This window comes from Priestia sp. SRI_019 (assembly GCF_057586255.1).
Window position 1 is genome coordinate 1,210,822 of sequence record NZ_JBYCZN010000002.1, and the last position, 15,418, is coordinate 1,226,239.

General features: G+C 37.0%; 16 protein-coding genes and 1 pseudogene. 7 read left to right on the top strand and 10 right to left on the bottom strand.

Annotated elements, in window-relative coordinates:
• Positions 1 to 6: 6 nt before the first annotated feature.
• From AC2YJL_RS16400 to AC2YJL_RS16415, 4 genes are all read right to left on the bottom strand, one after another.
• On the bottom strand, positions 7 to 861 hold the full coding sequence (locus tag AC2YJL_RS16400; RefSeq protein WP_195694958.1) for a DUF1206 domain-containing protein: 855 nt from the start codon (positions 859 to 861) through the stop codon (positions 7 to 9).
• Between the two features lie 35 nt (positions 862 to 896).
• Positions 897 to 2,399, bottom strand: coding sequence for a cardiolipin synthase (gene cls, locus AC2YJL_RS16405; protein ID WP_013056202.1), 1,503 nt, complete (start codon positions 2,397 to 2,399; stop codon positions 897 to 899).
• Between the two features lie 257 nt (positions 2,400 to 2,656).
• On the bottom strand, positions 2,657 to 3,211 hold the full coding sequence (locus tag AC2YJL_RS16410; RefSeq protein ID WP_195694959.1) for a hypothetical protein: 555 nt from the start codon (positions 3,209 to 3,211) through the stop codon (positions 2,657 to 2,659).
• 158 nt (positions 3,212 to 3,369) lie between these two features.
• Positions 3,370 to 3,765, bottom strand: a complete 396-nt coding sequence (locus tag AC2YJL_RS16415) for a ribosomal maturation YjgA family protein (RefSeq protein ID WP_195694960.1) — start codon at positions 3,763 to 3,765, stop codon at positions 3,370 to 3,372.
• Positions 3,766 to 3,988: 223 nt separating this feature from the next.
• Here AC2YJL_RS16415 and desA point away from each other — a divergent pair, with 223 nt between their 5' ends.
• The 3 genes from desA to AC2YJL_RS16430 all read left to right on the top strand — a co-directional run bounded on the left by desA (position 3,989) and on the right by AC2YJL_RS16430 (position 6,896).
• Positions 3,989 to 5,032 (top strand): Delta(5) desaturase DesA, encoded by a 1,044-nt coding sequence (gene desA / locus AC2YJL_RS16420; RefSeq protein ID WP_195694961.1) that lies wholly within the window; start codon positions 3,989 to 3,991, stop codon positions 5,030 to 5,032.
• 122 nt (positions 5,033 to 5,154) lie between these two features.
• Positions 5,155 to 6,297, top strand: a complete 1,143-nt coding sequence (locus tag AC2YJL_RS16425; RefSeq protein ID WP_025749309.1) for a sensor histidine kinase — start codon at positions 5,155 to 5,157, stop codon at positions 6,295 to 6,297.
• Complete coding sequence (locus AC2YJL_RS16430) at positions 6,294 to 6,896, top strand: response regulator transcription factor (protein WP_013056197.1); 603 nt, start codon at positions 6,294 to 6,296, stop codon at positions 6,894 to 6,896. The genes AC2YJL_RS16425 and AC2YJL_RS16430 overlap by 4 nt, the downstream gene beginning before the upstream one ends.
• A 33-nt stretch (positions 6,897 to 6,929) precedes the next feature.
• Here AC2YJL_RS16430 and AC2YJL_RS16435 read toward each other — a convergent pair whose 3' ends face one another.
• Both AC2YJL_RS16435 and AC2YJL_RS16440 read right to left on the bottom strand, forming a co-directional pair.
• Positions 6,930 to 7,454: a cupin domain-containing protein gene (locus AC2YJL_RS16435; protein ID WP_050690762.1), complete on the bottom strand. Its 525-nt coding sequence runs from the start codon at positions 7,452 to 7,454 to the stop codon at positions 6,930 to 6,932.
• 339 nt (positions 7,455 to 7,793) lie between these two features.
• Positions 7,794 to 8,111 carry a hypothetical protein gene (locus AC2YJL_RS16440; RefSeq protein ID WP_195694962.1) on the bottom strand — a complete coding sequence of 106 codons (318 nt, stop codon included), beginning with the start codon at positions 8,109 to 8,111 and terminating at the stop codon, positions 7,794 to 7,796.
• Positions 8,112 to 8,605: 494 nt separating this feature from the next.
• Here AC2YJL_RS16440 and AC2YJL_RS16445 point away from each other — a divergent pair, with 494 nt between their 5' ends.
• Positions 8,606 to 9,157, top strand: coding sequence for a TVP38/TMEM64 family protein (locus AC2YJL_RS16445; protein ID WP_487374814.1), 552 nt, complete (start codon positions 8,606 to 8,608; stop codon positions 9,155 to 9,157).
• Positions 9,158 to 9,245: 88 nt separating this feature from the next.
• Positions 9,246 to 9,551: a transposase gene (locus AC2YJL_RS16450; protein ID WP_195694964.1), complete on the top strand. Its 306-nt coding sequence runs from the start codon at positions 9,246 to 9,248 to the stop codon at positions 9,549 to 9,551.
• Positions 9,552 to 9,574: 23 nt separating this feature from the next.
• Here AC2YJL_RS16450 and AC2YJL_RS16455 read toward each other — a convergent pair whose 3' ends face one another.
• The 4 genes from AC2YJL_RS16455 to AC2YJL_RS16470 all read right to left on the bottom strand — a co-directional run bounded on the left by AC2YJL_RS16455 (position 9,575) and on the right by AC2YJL_RS16470 (position 13,404).
• Entirely contained in the window at positions 9,575 to 10,360 is a 786-nt protein-coding gene (locus tag AC2YJL_RS16455; RefSeq protein ID WP_369360870.1) for an ABC transporter ATP-binding protein, read from the bottom strand.
• A gap of 18 nt (positions 10,361 to 10,378) precedes the next feature.
• Positions 10,379 to 11,359: a FecCD family ABC transporter permease gene (locus AC2YJL_RS16460; protein ID WP_195694966.1), complete on the bottom strand. Its 981-nt coding sequence runs from the start codon at positions 11,357 to 11,359 to the stop codon at positions 10,379 to 10,381.
• Entirely contained in the window at positions 11,356 to 12,363 is a 1,008-nt protein-coding gene (locus AC2YJL_RS16465; protein WP_195694967.1) for a FecCD family ABC transporter permease, read from the bottom strand. Before AC2YJL_RS16465 ends, AC2YJL_RS16460 begins: the two co-directional genes overlap by 4 nt.
• A gap of 90 nt (positions 12,364 to 12,453) precedes the next feature.
• Complete coding sequence (locus AC2YJL_RS16470) at positions 12,454 to 13,404, bottom strand: ABC transporter substrate-binding protein (protein ID WP_195694968.1); 951 nt, start codon at positions 13,402 to 13,404, stop codon at positions 12,454 to 12,456.
• 259 nt (positions 13,405 to 13,663) lie between these two features.
• On the opposite strand from AC2YJL_RS16470, the pseudogene AC2YJL_RS16475 reads away from it, so the two are divergent.
• Positions 13,664 to 14,534 (top strand): annotated as a pseudogene (locus tag AC2YJL_RS16475) (permease).
• A 16-nt stretch (positions 14,535 to 14,550) separates the two neighbouring features.
• Positions 14,551 to 15,387: a TIGR03943 family putative permease subunit gene (locus AC2YJL_RS16480; RefSeq protein WP_369360873.1), complete on the top strand. Its 837-nt coding sequence runs from the start codon at positions 14,551 to 14,553 to the stop codon at positions 15,385 to 15,387.
• Positions 15,388 to 15,418: the final 31 nt, after the last annotated feature.

A 15,418-nucleotide genomic window follows, 5' to 3' on the forward strand; every position in this document is an offset into this window, starting at 1 on the left:
ATTTTATTAAGGATCAATTCGTTTATACCTTGATTCTGCAAACATATATACTCCGTATGCCATAAGCCCGATTGATACGATAGCCAGCAGTACAGACCCAAAAGGACGCTGTGCTACTTCAGCAAGTGCTCCATCTAACCCTTTCGTTTCGTCTGGATCCGCTTGAAGAGCCGTGCGAATAAGAAAGAAACCAATAATGCCAAAGACGATACTTCGGGCAATGATACCTGCTTTTCCGATATGCCCGCTCCATCGCCACTCTTCTTTTGACATTTCGTTTTTCTTTAGTTTTTTTAGGAAGCGTCCTGAAAGAGCCCAGTATACTTGTCCTATACCAAAGATAATGATACCGATACCTGTAAGCGCAATGATGGTTTGCCCAAAGGGATAAGATAACAACTTGGCTGACACCGTCTGATAATGCTTACCTGACGTATGAACGTGAGCATGAAGCAAAATTTTCACCGAACTCACACAAAGACTAATATAAAACGTGGCGACAACTAAATAGCCTAAACGAGTAAAAACGCCTTTTCCTCCATGTCCAACGTGGTGAGGATCAAAAATAGCAGAAATGATTTGCCAAAACGCATATCCACTTAAACCTACTGCCAAAACAATTAAAATTAAAAATCCAAACGGCTGCTTTGCAATTGTGTGTAGGGCTCCTTGAGAAGTAACTAAATCGCCTTTTAATCCGAAAGCTGTCTGAATCGCTAATATACCGATGATAAAATAGACCACACCTTGAGCCACATGACCAAACCGTGAAAAACGCACGACAAATGGCTTAGTACGTTCTTTTAAGCGATGTAACTTTCGGCCCAACGTATCTTTTTTAACAAATGGAGATTCACCCATACGTTTCCTCCTGCTTTTTGAAAACAAACTTTATTTTATAAAACACCTGAAAATAAGCGTGCAAATGACTCTTTCGAACGTTCTACTAAGCTTCGCTTGTAAAATGCTACTGGTTTGATCAAATGACTGTCTTCAATATCTTCTTCGTAATTTTTGATGAGCGTTTGAATCGTCTCTCCTTCAATTAAAAATGCATTAACTTCAAAGTTCAGATGAAAACTTCTCATATCCATATTTGCAGTACCGACCGAAGCCATATCTCCGTCTATAATCACAATTTTTTGATGCAAAAACCCTTTTCTATACGAATATACTTCAATTCCACATCGAAGAAGTTCAGCAAAATATGACCTCGTTCCATATTGAGTCAGAAAGCCATCATTAATTTCGGGTACCATAATCCGTACCTCTACACCTTTTCTAGCCGCAATACGAAGGGCGGTTCTTATGGCTTCATTTGGAACAAAATAAGGAGTTGAAATCCAGATTGATTTCGTCGCGCTTGTAATCATAGTATAGTAATAATCACTCATATTTTCCTGCGTATCAGGCCCTGTCGCCACCACTTGCACAAAGCCTTCTCCTTCGACAGGATGAGGCTTTGTATACGCTTCATTGTTAATTAAGCATTCTCCAGAAACGTATTCCCAATCGAACATAAAGATCGAATGCAAGGTTTGAACAGATTCTCCTTTTAGCATCAGATGAGTATCTCTCCAAAAACCAATTTTTTTGTTTTTTCCTAGATACTCATCCCCAACATTCAATCCCCCTACAAAACCTACTTCCCCGTCAATTACGACTATTTTACGGTGGTTTCGAAAGTTAAATTTTTGATTAAAAAATCCATACTTAATAGGTAAGAAAGGATGCACTTTAATATTCGCTTTTTTCATTCGTTTAATATCTGAACCTGATAGTGTAAAACTTCCCATTGTATCGAATGTAAAGCGCACTTCTATACCTTCGCTTGCTTTTTTTATTAAAATATCAATGATTTCTTTTCCTAGAGAATCTGAGTGAAACATATAGTATTCCATATGAATAAACTGTTTTGCTGATTGCAAATGCTTTTTGATTTCATTAAACGTTTCTTGCCCGTTCTTAAGGACGTAGGTTTTTGTATGAACATTCATCTTCGTCAAAGATACACATTGAAGATACTGAGCAAAGTAACGCTGATGCGATTGAAGCGGCGATAGATCAGGGGTCGTTTCTTTATCTGCCATCTTTCTAAGCATCTCTCGGTTATGCATACGCTTTTTTTTGAACATATGCCCCTTTAAATAGAGCTGTCCTGAATACAAATAAAAGAAAAAACCTGCAACAGGGAAGAAAAAGAGGACATACATCCAAACCAACGTACTTTCAGGCGTTCGATTTTCAAGCATAAGTGAATACATACAAATGAAAATGATGACACCATATAATCCAACTAAGGCATACTTCCAATGAACATCAATAGAGGTAAAAAAGAAAGCATAAATGGAAAGTAAAATAATAAATAAAAAAATAAAGTCCAACCGGCGTTTTTTCATAAAAGCTCTCCTAAAAACAAACTGTATTGTATCACTTGTCTATCTTTCATATGAGGTAGTATATGGAATACACAGAATTCTTATCATGCACGCTACATAAAATGTACATATATTTGCACAAAAAGCAGTTTAGCCGCTTAAGCAACTAAACTGAACTATCTCAGACAAGCATCATTCATATACCTATACCCTGGATGGTAAAACAAAAAACCTCCTTACGGGGAGGTTTTTTGTTTTACACGCATGACGATGTCTTTTTATGAGTTGGTATAACCGGACTCTTTTTCTTTTTTAGGCCAAACAAAATTAGAAAGAGATAATAAGAAATCAATTCCTACAATAACTGTCCAAAATTCCACTACATTTTGCAGCACGTTGGTTTTTCCATTTGGTACTATATACATCATCGCTGCTAAAAGAGCTGCTCCAATAGCGTAAGCAACAAGATGCTGTATCCATGACTTAAAATAATGCTTTGCATATTCTTTTCCATAGCGCCTACGAGGTTTTTCTCCGCTTTTCATCACATAATATTGAAAGCGTTCGTCTGCCCATTGAATCATACTTTTCCCAAAAGCGATCGAAATTCCAATATACACGGCTGCAATAGCGTGAGCATAGGTCGCTGTAGCACCTCCGTAAAGGTCTACGCTCGTCACAATCAGAAGAACAAAATCAACAACAGGTGTTAGAGCTAAAATAAAAAAACTGAGCTTTTGTTTTTTAAACATATACCTTGCTGCTAATCCTAAAATGATGACTATCCAAAAAGCGATTTCACATGCAATAATCATCCAGGCTATTAAGTTCAAATAATCCCCTCTCTTCCTCTCGTTCAACGAATAGAAAATTGGTTTTAAGTGAAAAATTTTTATGCATAAGTTTATTTTTACGTATATACATCCTGCTTCATAACCTTACGGCTTATTCCATCCTCAGCTGAGTTCTAAGATTCGTTGAACCGTATTTGCTAGGCGGATCTTTTAAATCGATATCTATAATATTCCCAGCTCATTCCTGCCCCGACTCCAATCGAATAAGCTAGTATATCGCTCCATAAGAAGCCATACCCCAGAGTGAGCCCTCCTAGCGCAGTCTTTCTTATGTCATCAATCCACCGAGTGTGATACAGCTGTGTAAATTCAATGAAGTAACAAAACACTATAGCAAACATACCAATCATTTTTATCCTCCATGTAGGAAACAAAAAACCCGCGCTGACAAAAATCATTAAGGCCCATAACGAATCTCCCGCATATATATTTACGATGTGAGGAAGATACGCGGTAAGTTTTCTTGATAAAAGCCCTGCTCCCATGATAACAAAAGCTAGAAGAAGATATACCCATCTATTTCTTTTATTCATTTCAAACTCCTTTTTTCTTCTTAAATACTCCGTAGCAATAAGCCTTCACTGTATAATTTTATCAGAACCGCAGACTGTTAAATACCGCTTTTTTTCATTTTTTACAGCTTCCCCCTACGTATATATGACAACTGTCATAGTTTCTATATGACACGTATGTCTTAAATAGTCAGAAAAATCTCTTTATACTGAGGGTAATATACGGTGATGAAAGGAATTTCATATGACTATACAAAAACAAAAGAATTTACGAAAACAAGTTGCACCTTTTGAAAAAGCAGTAATGAAAGACAGCATAAGACAATTGATTAATACTTTTTTACCTTTTTTCACACTGTGGTTTCTCGCTTATGAGAGCCTTTCAATTTCTTATTTTTTAGCATTTCCGCTAACTGTTATCGCAGCAGGATTTTTAGTGAGAATATTCATTATTTTTCATGACTGTTGTCACTACTCTTTCTTTAAAAGTAGACAACACAATAAAATTCTCGGAACCATTACCGGTGTCTTAACGATGTTCCCTTACAGTCAATGGGGACATAGCCATGCAATTCACCATGCAACAAGCAGCAACTTAGATAAAAGAGGTACGGGTGACATTTGGGTGTTAACCGTAACAGAATATAAAGAAGCTTCTATTTGGAAAAAAATCGCTTACCGTATCTATCGTAACCCGTTCATTATGTTCGGCGTGGGACCTATATATGTATTTTTGATTACAAACCGATTCAATCAAAAAAATGCGAAGAAACAAGAAAGAATGAATACGTATCTTACAAATGTATTGATCGTTGCATTAGCAGCAGCGACCTGCTGGTTGGTAGGTTGGCAGGCGTTCCTATTAATTCAAGGACCGATTTTCTTCATTTCAGGTTCCATTGGAATTTGGCTGTTTTATGTACAGCATCAGTTTGAAGATTCCTATTTTGAAGAAGATGAGCACTGGGATTATGTAAAAGCAGCCGTTGAAGGAAGTTCATTTTACAAGCTTCCAAAACTATTGCAATGGCTAACAGGCAATATTGGGTTTCACCATGTACATCATTTAAGTCCAAGAGTGCCCAACTATAAGCTTGAAGCTGTTCATCAACACACACAGCCTCTTCAAAATGTACCAACCATTACACTCGCAACAAGTCTTCGCTCTCTTCGATTCCGTCTATGGGATGAAGAAAACAAAAAGTTTGTGAGCTTTAAAGAAATAAAAAAACGCTCAGCTGCACCAAAAGCAAGCAGAATTTCATCTCAAACAAAAGCGGAACTTTAATAAAATAAAACAAAACAGTCAAGCTTTCAAAAGCTTGACTGTTTTATCTATCTCTCTAAACTTATTTCGTTCTACTTTGTGGTAAACTAATAGTGTATTTTAACAAGTAAACGAGGTTCTTTATGAAAAAATATACGTTTTTCCAAAAAATCACTGGGCTATCTCCTTACATATGGACGGTATTTGTCATTCTACCATTTTATTTTATTTTACAGTCTTCATCTATGAATCACATTATTGTTGGTTCGTTACTCACCATCTTATTTTTTATTTTCTATCGTTTTGCGTTTGTTTCAACAGGCAAGTCCGTTTACGTATGGACGGCTTTGTTAATCGTTATTTCCTTAGCCCTGACAACTATTTTTAATTATATTTACTTTGCCTTTTACTTTGCTTTTTTTATCGCTTATTTTATTGGAAATATCCAAAAACGGCTCGCTTTCTTCACTTTGTATGCTGTTCATTTAATTAGCACCGTTATTTCGGTAAACTTTAACGTTGTTATGCAAGAAGAGATCTTTTTAAAACAGCTGCCTTTCATTTTTGTAATTTCCATCAGTGTGATTGTACTGCCATTTAGCATTTATAATCGGAAGAAGCGAGACCGGCTGGAAGAACAGCTTGAAGATGCAAATAAACGTATTTCTGAGCTTGTAAAACAGGAAGAACGCCAGCGGATAGCTCGCGATCTGCACGATACGTTAGGACAAAAGCTGTCTCTTATCGGTCTAAAAAGTGATTTAGCAAGAAAACTTATTACAAAAGATCCTGAAAAAGCAAAATCAGAATTAAAAGATGTCCAGCAAACAGCGCGCACGGCTCTTAATGAAGTGAGAAACATGGTTTCTCAAATGCGTGGAATCCGCCTTAGTGAAGAACTAAAACGCGTTCAAGAGCTTTTAGAAGCTGCCGAAATTAAGTTTGTAGGAGAAGAGGCCATTTCATTAGAGAATGTGTCGTTGCTAATTGAAAATATTCTTAGCATGTGTTTAAAAGAAGCAGTAACCAATGTGGTCAAACATAGTCAAGCCACCGTTTGCACGATTACTTTACATCAGTCTGCAAAAGAAGTAGGCATAACGGTAGAAGACAATGGAGTTGGTATTAATACGAAGAAAACCTGCTGGAAAGGAAACGGTCTTTTAGGAATGAAAGAACGGCTGGAGTTTGTAAACGGCCATCTTGATATCTCCAGTCAAGGGGGGACGATTATTCATATTACAGTTCCAAACATCGTTAAACATATTAAGGAGGAACAATTATGATTCGAATTGTTATTGCCGAAGATCAGCAAATGATGTTAGGGGCTTTAGGCTCTTTGTTAAATTTAGAAGATGACATGGAAGTTGTCGGAAAAGCTTCAAATGGGGAACAAGCGGTATCACTTGCTAAGCAGCACCAGCCAGATATATGCGTAATGGATATCGAGATGCCTCTTAAAACTGGGCTTGAAGCTGCAGAGGAACTGAAAGATTTAAACTGCAAAGTCATCATTTTGACAACGTTCGCTCGCTCCGGCTATTTTCAAAGAGCTTTGAAAGCAGGCGTAAGCGGATACTTGCTAAAAGATAGCCCCAGTGAAGAACTCGCAAATTCCATTCGAAGCGTGATGGCAGGCAGACGCCTCTATGCTCCAGAATTAGTGGATGACTTATATAGTGAATCTACCAGTCCCCTTACAGCTAGAGAGAAAGAAGTATTAGCTCTAGTAGCTGATGGAAAAAACACAAAAGAAATTGCTGACGAACTATCTATTAAGACTGGAACGGTGCGCAATTATATTTCTACCATTCTGGACAAACTCGAAGTAAAGAACCGCATTGAAGCCATTACTCGCTTTAAGGAAAAAGGCTGGTTCAAATGAAAAAAGCATGCATCAAACCGAGATGCATGCTTTTTAATCATTTGGCAATTTATCGTACCCTAATTTGTCGATGATCACAACATGCTCGGGGAATTCATCAAGCAGCTGCTGTTTTGTGAATAATTCAAAGTCACGGAAATCAAAACCTGGTGCGACCATGCATCCAACGAGAGAAAACGTATTCTCATTTGCCACAGAGGAACCAAAAATCGTATCTCTTGGAACTAAAAATTGAGGAACTTCTCCATTTTCTAAGTTTGTACCTAGTTTTACTTCTTGATAGGTTCCGTCGCGGTAAATAATATGAATGGTTAAAGGGCTTCCCCCATGATAGTACCATAGTTCATCTGATTGAAGCCGGTGGAAATGCGATACATCTTGAGACCTTAATAAAAAGTAAATACTCGTATATAGAAATCGTTTATCATCAAACTCCGATGACACTTCTTTATCAGAAATTTCATCATTGGAGCGATAGGTTTGTTTATAAAACCCTCCTTCTGGATGAGGCTGAAGCTCGAGCTTTGAAATCCAATATTCCCACTTATGTAAATCCATTACGTTCCTTCCCTTCCTTTTTCTTTTATCATTAACTACATCATAGTAAATCATTCTTTCTAACACAACAAACGGCTTCATTATTCCATCAGGAAAAATGAAGCCGCTTACCACTGGTATCTTATCATTACATCCTACCCTTTCTGTTAGCACGGCTATATCTATACCTGCTAGAATGGCAGCGATGAAATAAATATGTCATATACAAATCTAACTGAAATCGATCTCCCTCAATGAAACATTGAAACGGCTGTTCTCTGCCTTGATCATTTTTTTCAGATGAACGCTGCTTAAACGGGACAATATTCATCTCTTTTCCCCCTCAGACAGATGTACTTTTTAGTGTAAATGCTGATGACAAACGTAATATTTTTTGATAAAAGTGAGGGCTGCCTGTGCATCTTGAATGCCAAGCTTTTTACAAACGCCAGCTAACATGAGCAGTTTGTACATAACCAGCTTTTGATTATTTGTTGCCAGTACGTAATAAACAATCGTATTAGCAACTGCCCGCGGTAATCTTATTTTTTTCAACTCATATAGCGCAGCAGACGAAGACATGCCTGCTTCAGTTAAAATCTGCTCAGTTGTGTACGTCCCCAAATAGCGAGCAAGCTTTCTTTCTTTATCGTTAAATATACCTTTAGAATCGTTCATTTTCTCTCCCTCTGTTATTTTAATAATCCATTAAATGCTGCATTAATTAGCCATAATGCGATAGCTCCTCCTGATAAATAAGTGCTGAGATAGACTAATAATTCCATATACCTCCCTCCCATTTCTATCTTACCCCTTCATTTCTCTAGCTGCAGTGATATTCATCACAGGTAAAAAGTGTATTGTTGAGCTACTGAATAGCTCCGCAAAAGAGCTCGTGAGAAAGATCTCACGAGCTGCTTAGTTAGCATTTTTATTTTCGGATAAAGCGTTTAAAAATCATAATAATTAATAATATAACTACAATAACAAGCAAAAATTTCAACATGAGTTGTCCATCCCTTCAAATCAGTAAGTCATCTTTCATTAGTAAGTAGTTACCCTGTTTTGTTTTTTATAAACTGCCTACCTACTTATTTCATGCCGAAAATTATATAATAGTAGAAAATCACCTAAAATAGCCCTACAGGTAAAACATAAATAGGAGTATAACCATGACTGACTATCTTCAAACATTTCTGCTTGAATATTTAGAAGCAGCTGGGTTTATAAGCATTCTCTTGAACATTCTTATCAGCATTACAGGCGTATTTCCAAGCGCACCCCTTACGTTCGTAAACGTAAAATTATTTGGTTTTCGGAACGGATTTTTACTTTCTTTTATTGGAGAAGTTTTAGGTGTAGCTCTCTCTTTTTGGCTGTATCGGAAAGGGTTCCGCACACTTGTTCATACCAAAACACCTTCTCACTCCAAGTGGCTAAAGCTGCTGCGCGTACAAGGGAAAGAGAGTTTTATATTAATTCTTTCTTTGCGATTACTTCCCTTTGTTCCATCAGGCCTCATTACATTCTTCAGCGCTGTAGGAAAAGGCTCCTTTGCGGTATTCATTTCTGCTAGCGCACTTGGAAAAATTCCAGCGCTTTTTATTGAAGTTTATTCGGTTTATCATATTTCATACGGATCTATGCAAGGCAAAATCATTTTAGTGGTTTTATCCATTTTTTTGCTTTTTTATATAAGTAAAAAATGGAAGAAAAAAGCTTAACAGACTATAAAAAGGGAAGACTATCTAAAAATAAGCAAAAACATTATCTTATGTAACTGTAATAAGATAACGTATTGGAGATGGTCCATTGATTTTTCTATTGGTTTCTGGAAGTATCATTATTCCTATTATCATGCTTTTTTTCTCACTAAAGTGGAAAGGAGCAGAACTAGTTTTTAATACGCTAGCCCTTCTTTCAGCGCTAGTATTTGGAAATATAGCCGCTGCTTCTATCTATCGTATCTTAAAAAACCATACTGTTTTTATGACGAGCATTCATGCAATCTTTTTAAATTCAGCTTTTTTATTAACCGGAGCGTACCTTGGAATCTATGCACTGTATAAACTGTTAGCTCTGACCTTAAATGTAAAACAGCGTACTATGGGAAAATAGTACGCTGTTTTTTTAAGTGCAGTTTATTTTATGATTCCAGTTGGTATACATAGAGGTGAACCATCAATCGGATTTTGAATGATAGTTGATGATAAATTAAACACATCTCTTATCATTTCTTCTGTAAATACTTGAGCAGGAGAACCTTCTTTGTAAATCTGACCGTTTGAAATACTGATTAAATGATCTGCATAGCGAGCTGCTTGGTTTAAATCGTGCAAGACCATCACAATTGTACAATTTCTCTTTTGGTTTAAAGAACGAAGAAGTTCAAGCACCTCAATCTGATGAGCTAAATCTAAATATGTGGTAGGCTCATCCAAAAGCAGAAGCTCCGTACCCTGTGCTAATGCCATTGCAATCCAGGCCCTTTGACGCTGTCCTCCAGAGAGCGCATCCAGTGTGCGGTGACTTAAATTAGACAGTTTAGTTGCCTGTAAAGCCTCTTCTACAATTTGATGATCTTCAGCAGAATAGCGAGCAAATAAGCCCTTATGAGGGTGACGACCGTAATAGCACAGCTCTTTTACTGTTAAATCTTCAGGAGCTTCAGGAGCTTGAGGCAAAATAGCCAGTTTTTTTGCTACTTCTTTTGATGAATGACGATGAATATCTTTTCCATTTAAATATATACTTCCTTCTGTTGGCTTCAATAAACGCGCCAATGAACGAAGGATTGTTGATTTTCCGCAGCCATTCGATCCAATGATTATGCTTATCTTTCCTTCTGGAATGTGAAGGTCAATATCGCGAATAACTGAAGTTGAATCATATGATAGCGAAAGTTTTTCCGCAGTTAACTTTGTCATTACTCTTCCTCCTTTCTCCTATTTTTTCTGTTCACGCCGCAGTAAATATAGAAAATAAGGGGCACCAATAACAGATGTTACAATTCCAGCTGGAATCTCAACGGGCGGCATAACCCCTCTTCCTAAACTGTCAGCAATTAGCAGGAATAAAGCACCTACTGCTGCTGAAACTGGTAACAAGAACTTCGAACGGCTTCCTACTAGCCTCCTACCAATATGAGGAGCAATTAAACCAATAAAACCAATTGACCCAACCACAGCTACAGATAATCCTGTCAATATCACAGCCATACTCAATAGTGTATAACGAACGTACTTTGTTCGCTCTCCTAGGCCAACTGCAATCTCATCTCCTAAGTTTAAAATATCGAGCTTAGATGCAAATATAATAATAAAAGGCACAAGTACGACGCAAGGAATTAACATCAAAAGCTCACTCCAGCCTCTTCCCCATAAGCTTCCTGTAAGCCAAAGAAGAGTTGTATTCACGTCATCCGGAAACTTAATCATAAAATACTGAATTCCAGCCTGGCAAATAGCTCCTAAAGCTACACCCACTAAAGCCAGCGTATGAGTTTTAGCTCCTTGAGAATAGGAAAACACCATAAGTATAACAGCGATGACTGATGCTCCTAAAAAAGCTGAAAGCGGCAGCAGAAGCATAGAAGCAGCTGGAAATACAATTAAGATAAAAACGGCGAATAGCCCTGCTCCTTTTGTTACACCGATAACATCAGGAGAAGCAAGCGGGTTTTTTAATATCCCTTGCAAAATAGCTCCTGCTACCGCTAAAGCCGCACCGACCACAATAGCAATGAGGGTACGTGGAATGCGATAATTTGTTAAAATAAAGGAACTACCTTGGGAACTACCTACCATTTGCTGAAAGATTTCTGCAGGGGAAATATAAACGGCTCCTACTCCTAAGCTAATTACAACCGTGAAGATTAAACATAATAATAAGATACTTAATATTTGATAAGGGTGTTTTCTTTTCATTGCTTAATATTCCTCCCTTTTCTAGCAAGATATAAAAAGAAAGGAGCTCCGATAAGAGCTGTTACGATACCTACTGGCGATTCAAAAGGATATGCAATGAAACGAGACAGTACATCGGCATAAACAAGCAAGATAGCTCCTAATAGAGCTGAAAATGGCAGGATCCGCTGATAGTCTCCTCCTACTAATTTTCTAGCTATGTGAGGTACAATGAGACCTACAAATCCAATTGGCCCCGCAACGGCAACAGATGCACCTGCAAGCATAATGACTAGTATACCTGCAAAAAAGCGAATCCATTTTACCTTTTCACCTAAACCCGTTGCCATATTCTCTCCTAACACTAGGATCGATATAGAACGAGATGATACAAAAGCTAGAAGAAGACCTAGAAATGACCAAGGTAACAAAATTTTCACATGAGTCCAGTCTTTCCCGTTAATAGAACCTACAAGCCAATACAAAACGTCCGTAGCTTGTTCATTTAACACAATCACTCCTTGAGTAAGCGACGATAAAAATAAATGCACGGCCATTCCGGCAAGTGCTAGTTTCACATGAGTTGTCTTTCCGCCCGATGCGAACAAATAAACCGTTATTCCTCCTAAAGCTGCTCCTAAAAAGGCAATATAAACAGTTGATTGAGAGGTAAGGTCAGGAAATAGAATAAAAGCTATTACAATCGCTAACGAAGCACCTGCGTTCACCCCAAACACTTGGGGTGAAGCAAGCGAATTTCGTGTAATAGCTTGCATCAATGCTCCAGCAACTGCCAAGCTGGCTCCAATAAGAGCTGCCAGCACGGCTCTTGGCAACCTGAGCGTCTGTACGATCGTTGTCTGCTTAGAGTCATCAGGAGCAAAAATTGCTTTAATTACTTCTGTAAAACTAACTGCAGAGGATCCCACAGCGACATGCAAAATCATTCCGATGATTAACAAGCAAACACTAGCTACCAACACAATGTATTTATTTATTTTTTGCTTTTGGACAAGGTTTGTCATTTCCAACACACTTTCTACAGTTTTCTTTTCTAAACAAATAGAAGCAAGAATAGAATAACTATTCTCGCCTCTTTGTCAGATTCCGCTATATTACTGCTGCTTATTGTTTAGTAACTTAACCGTATCTTTTCCAATTGCCTCAGCTGAAATCACCCCTCGGAATCTTGTCCATAAATCACGGTCTACTACAAACACTTTATCATTTTTAACAGCTTCTAAATTTTCCCAAAGAGGATTTTTTTTCCATTCATCCGTTACAAGTTTGCCTTCATTATTTGCTAGGATTAAAATATCTGGATTAATGTCTGACAGCTGCTCTAAATTCATTTCAGCATATGCTTCTTTGTTCTGCACAGCGTTCTTCAACCCTAGCTTTTCAAGAAATTCTCCGTCATAAGAAGAGGACGTATGCGCTTGGAAAGAAGTATCTCTGACAACTGCTGGTAAGACTGTCTGACCACTTTCTTCTTTTAACTCATTTTTTAATTTTGAAATTGTTTCTTCATGCTCATTTAATCGCTGCTCTGCCTTTTTTTCTTTTCCTACTGCTTTTGCAATTGTTTTAAATGAGTCTATATTTTCTTCATATGTAGATTCACGGCTTTTTAATTCGATTGTAGGTGCAATTTTGTTTAATTCTTTATAAATTGCTTTATGACGCTGCACATCGGCGATAATTAAGTCCGGCTGCAGGGAACTAATTACTTCTAAATTCGGCTGTTGACGTGTTCCTACTGAAGTATAGTCAATCTTTCCACCTACAAGTTTTTTAATCATATCTTTTTTGTTGTCATCTGCAATTCCTACTGGCTTCATTCCTAAACCTTGCAGAGCATCCACAAATGATAGTTCAAGAACAACTACTTTTTTAGGATTTTTAGGAACTTTCGTTTTTCCAAGCTCATGCTGAACAGACACCTTTTGGTTATTATCTGAATTTTCTTTCGACGAATTTTGATTTGACCCGCATCCTGCTAGAACAAATAAAATAGCAACAATAGCAGCTATACTGAGAAGTCTAATCTTTTTAACTTGCTTCATTTTAATGCTTCCTCCTATGTATATACTCTTTTTGACGCTGATAATCATTATCATCAATGTTATCTGTTAATTCAAGATGAGTCAATAGTTTTCTCGTAATACGGGACATATTTTGAATAAATAACAAAAAAATCCTTTCACTGCTTTTTGAAAAAGCTTTATTCCCTCCCCTTTTTACCATACACTATGTACAAGTTGACCAAATCCAACTTTATTGCACTAATACATTTTGGATAAACTTAATTTTGGAGTGAAAATAATGAATTCGTCTCTATTACAAATGAATACTATATTTATTAGTATTCTTATTGAAGCTCTTCCTTTTGTATTACTAGGCGTAATCATTTCAGGAATTATTCAAATTTTTGTAACGGATGAAATGATGGCTCGAGTTATTCCTCAAAATAAAATAGGTGCTGTCATATTAGCTAGTGTGATTGGAGCTCTTTTTCCAGCCTGTGAATGTGGAATTGTGCCTATTACTAGACGTTTAATGGCAAAAGGGGTTCCTCTTTATGCTACCATTCCTTTTATGTTAACAGGCCCTATTATTAATCCAGTTGTTTTATCTTCTACCTTTGTAGCTTTCGGAAATGATTGGAAAATAGTGTTTTATCGGGCAGGAGTAGCTTTTATTGTTTCCTTACTTGTAGGTCTTATTTTAAGTGTTCAATTCAAAGCACCTCAGACAAAATGTGAGGTTCATTTGCATACTTCCCCCAAGAAAATGAGTGAGAAAGTTTCACAATCGATTCGTCATACTATTGATGAGTTTTTTTCTGTTGGGAAATTTTTAATTATTGGCGGATTAATTGCTGCCGGCATGCAAACGTTCGTGAAGACCTCTACTTTACTTTCATTGGGACAAGGAAATGTTTCATCAAATACGGTAATGATCGGACTTGCCTACGTATTATCGCTTTGTTCCTCTGCAGATGCGTTTATCGCTTCCTCGTTTCGCAGTATGTTTACAGATAGTGCTATTGTTTCATTCTTGGTATTCGGTCCAATGTTTGATATCAAGAATACGCTGATGATGGCTAAGCCAGTTTAAGACTAAATTTGTCTTTACGCTTTTGGCGTATGTCTTCATTTTAGTACTTATTGTTTCGATTTTAATTGTTCATTAGTAAGGATGAATTTGGCATGATTCGTATTTTAATTTTAATAGGGTTTACGTTCATCTTCATGCACCTTCATGCAACTGGGGATATCTCAAAATATATCAATATGAAATATTCCTGGATTTCATTTTGCACCATCTTTGTCCTTTGGTTCTTGACTATTGCAGAATTAATCTTTTACATGATAGGCCCTAAAAAACATGATGATGATTGTAGCTGCGGATGCGCCCATAATCATCAAGATGGCAAATGGAAACGAAGAGCATGGTACCCAATTTATATTTTACCTGTATTCACTGTCTTATTTTTACCTGTCGCAACCCTTGATTCTAATATTGTTGAAGCTAAAGGGTTCCATTTTCCTATTTATGACAAAAAAGATCCTTATTCTTCTCATCAATTTTTACAGCCTGACACAAGTTCTTTTTACGGAGAAGAAGCCTATGATAAAATGATTCATCGTGATCTTAAAAAGTTTTCTAAAGGAGAAAATATCAACTTAGAAGATGAGGAATTTTTTAATGCAATGGAGACTATTTACCGATATCCTGGTCAATTCAGTGGCAAAACCATTTCTTTTAAAGGATTTATGTATCAAACGAAGGAGCTAAAAAAGAATCAGTATTTTCTCTTTCGCTTTGGTATTATTCATTGTATTGCAGATTCAGGGGTGTTTGGAATGCTTATTGAGTTTGCAGATGATATTACTTTTAAAAATGATGACTGGGCAACGGTTACAGGAAAAATTAGTACAATGTATTACCAGCCGTTCAAAAAAACCATCCCTGTTGTGAAAGTAACAAAAGTAAAGCGTGAGCAGGCTCCAAAGGACCCTTATGTATATCGAAATAACCAATAATTAAAAGCCGTTCTTTTAAATAAGAACGGCT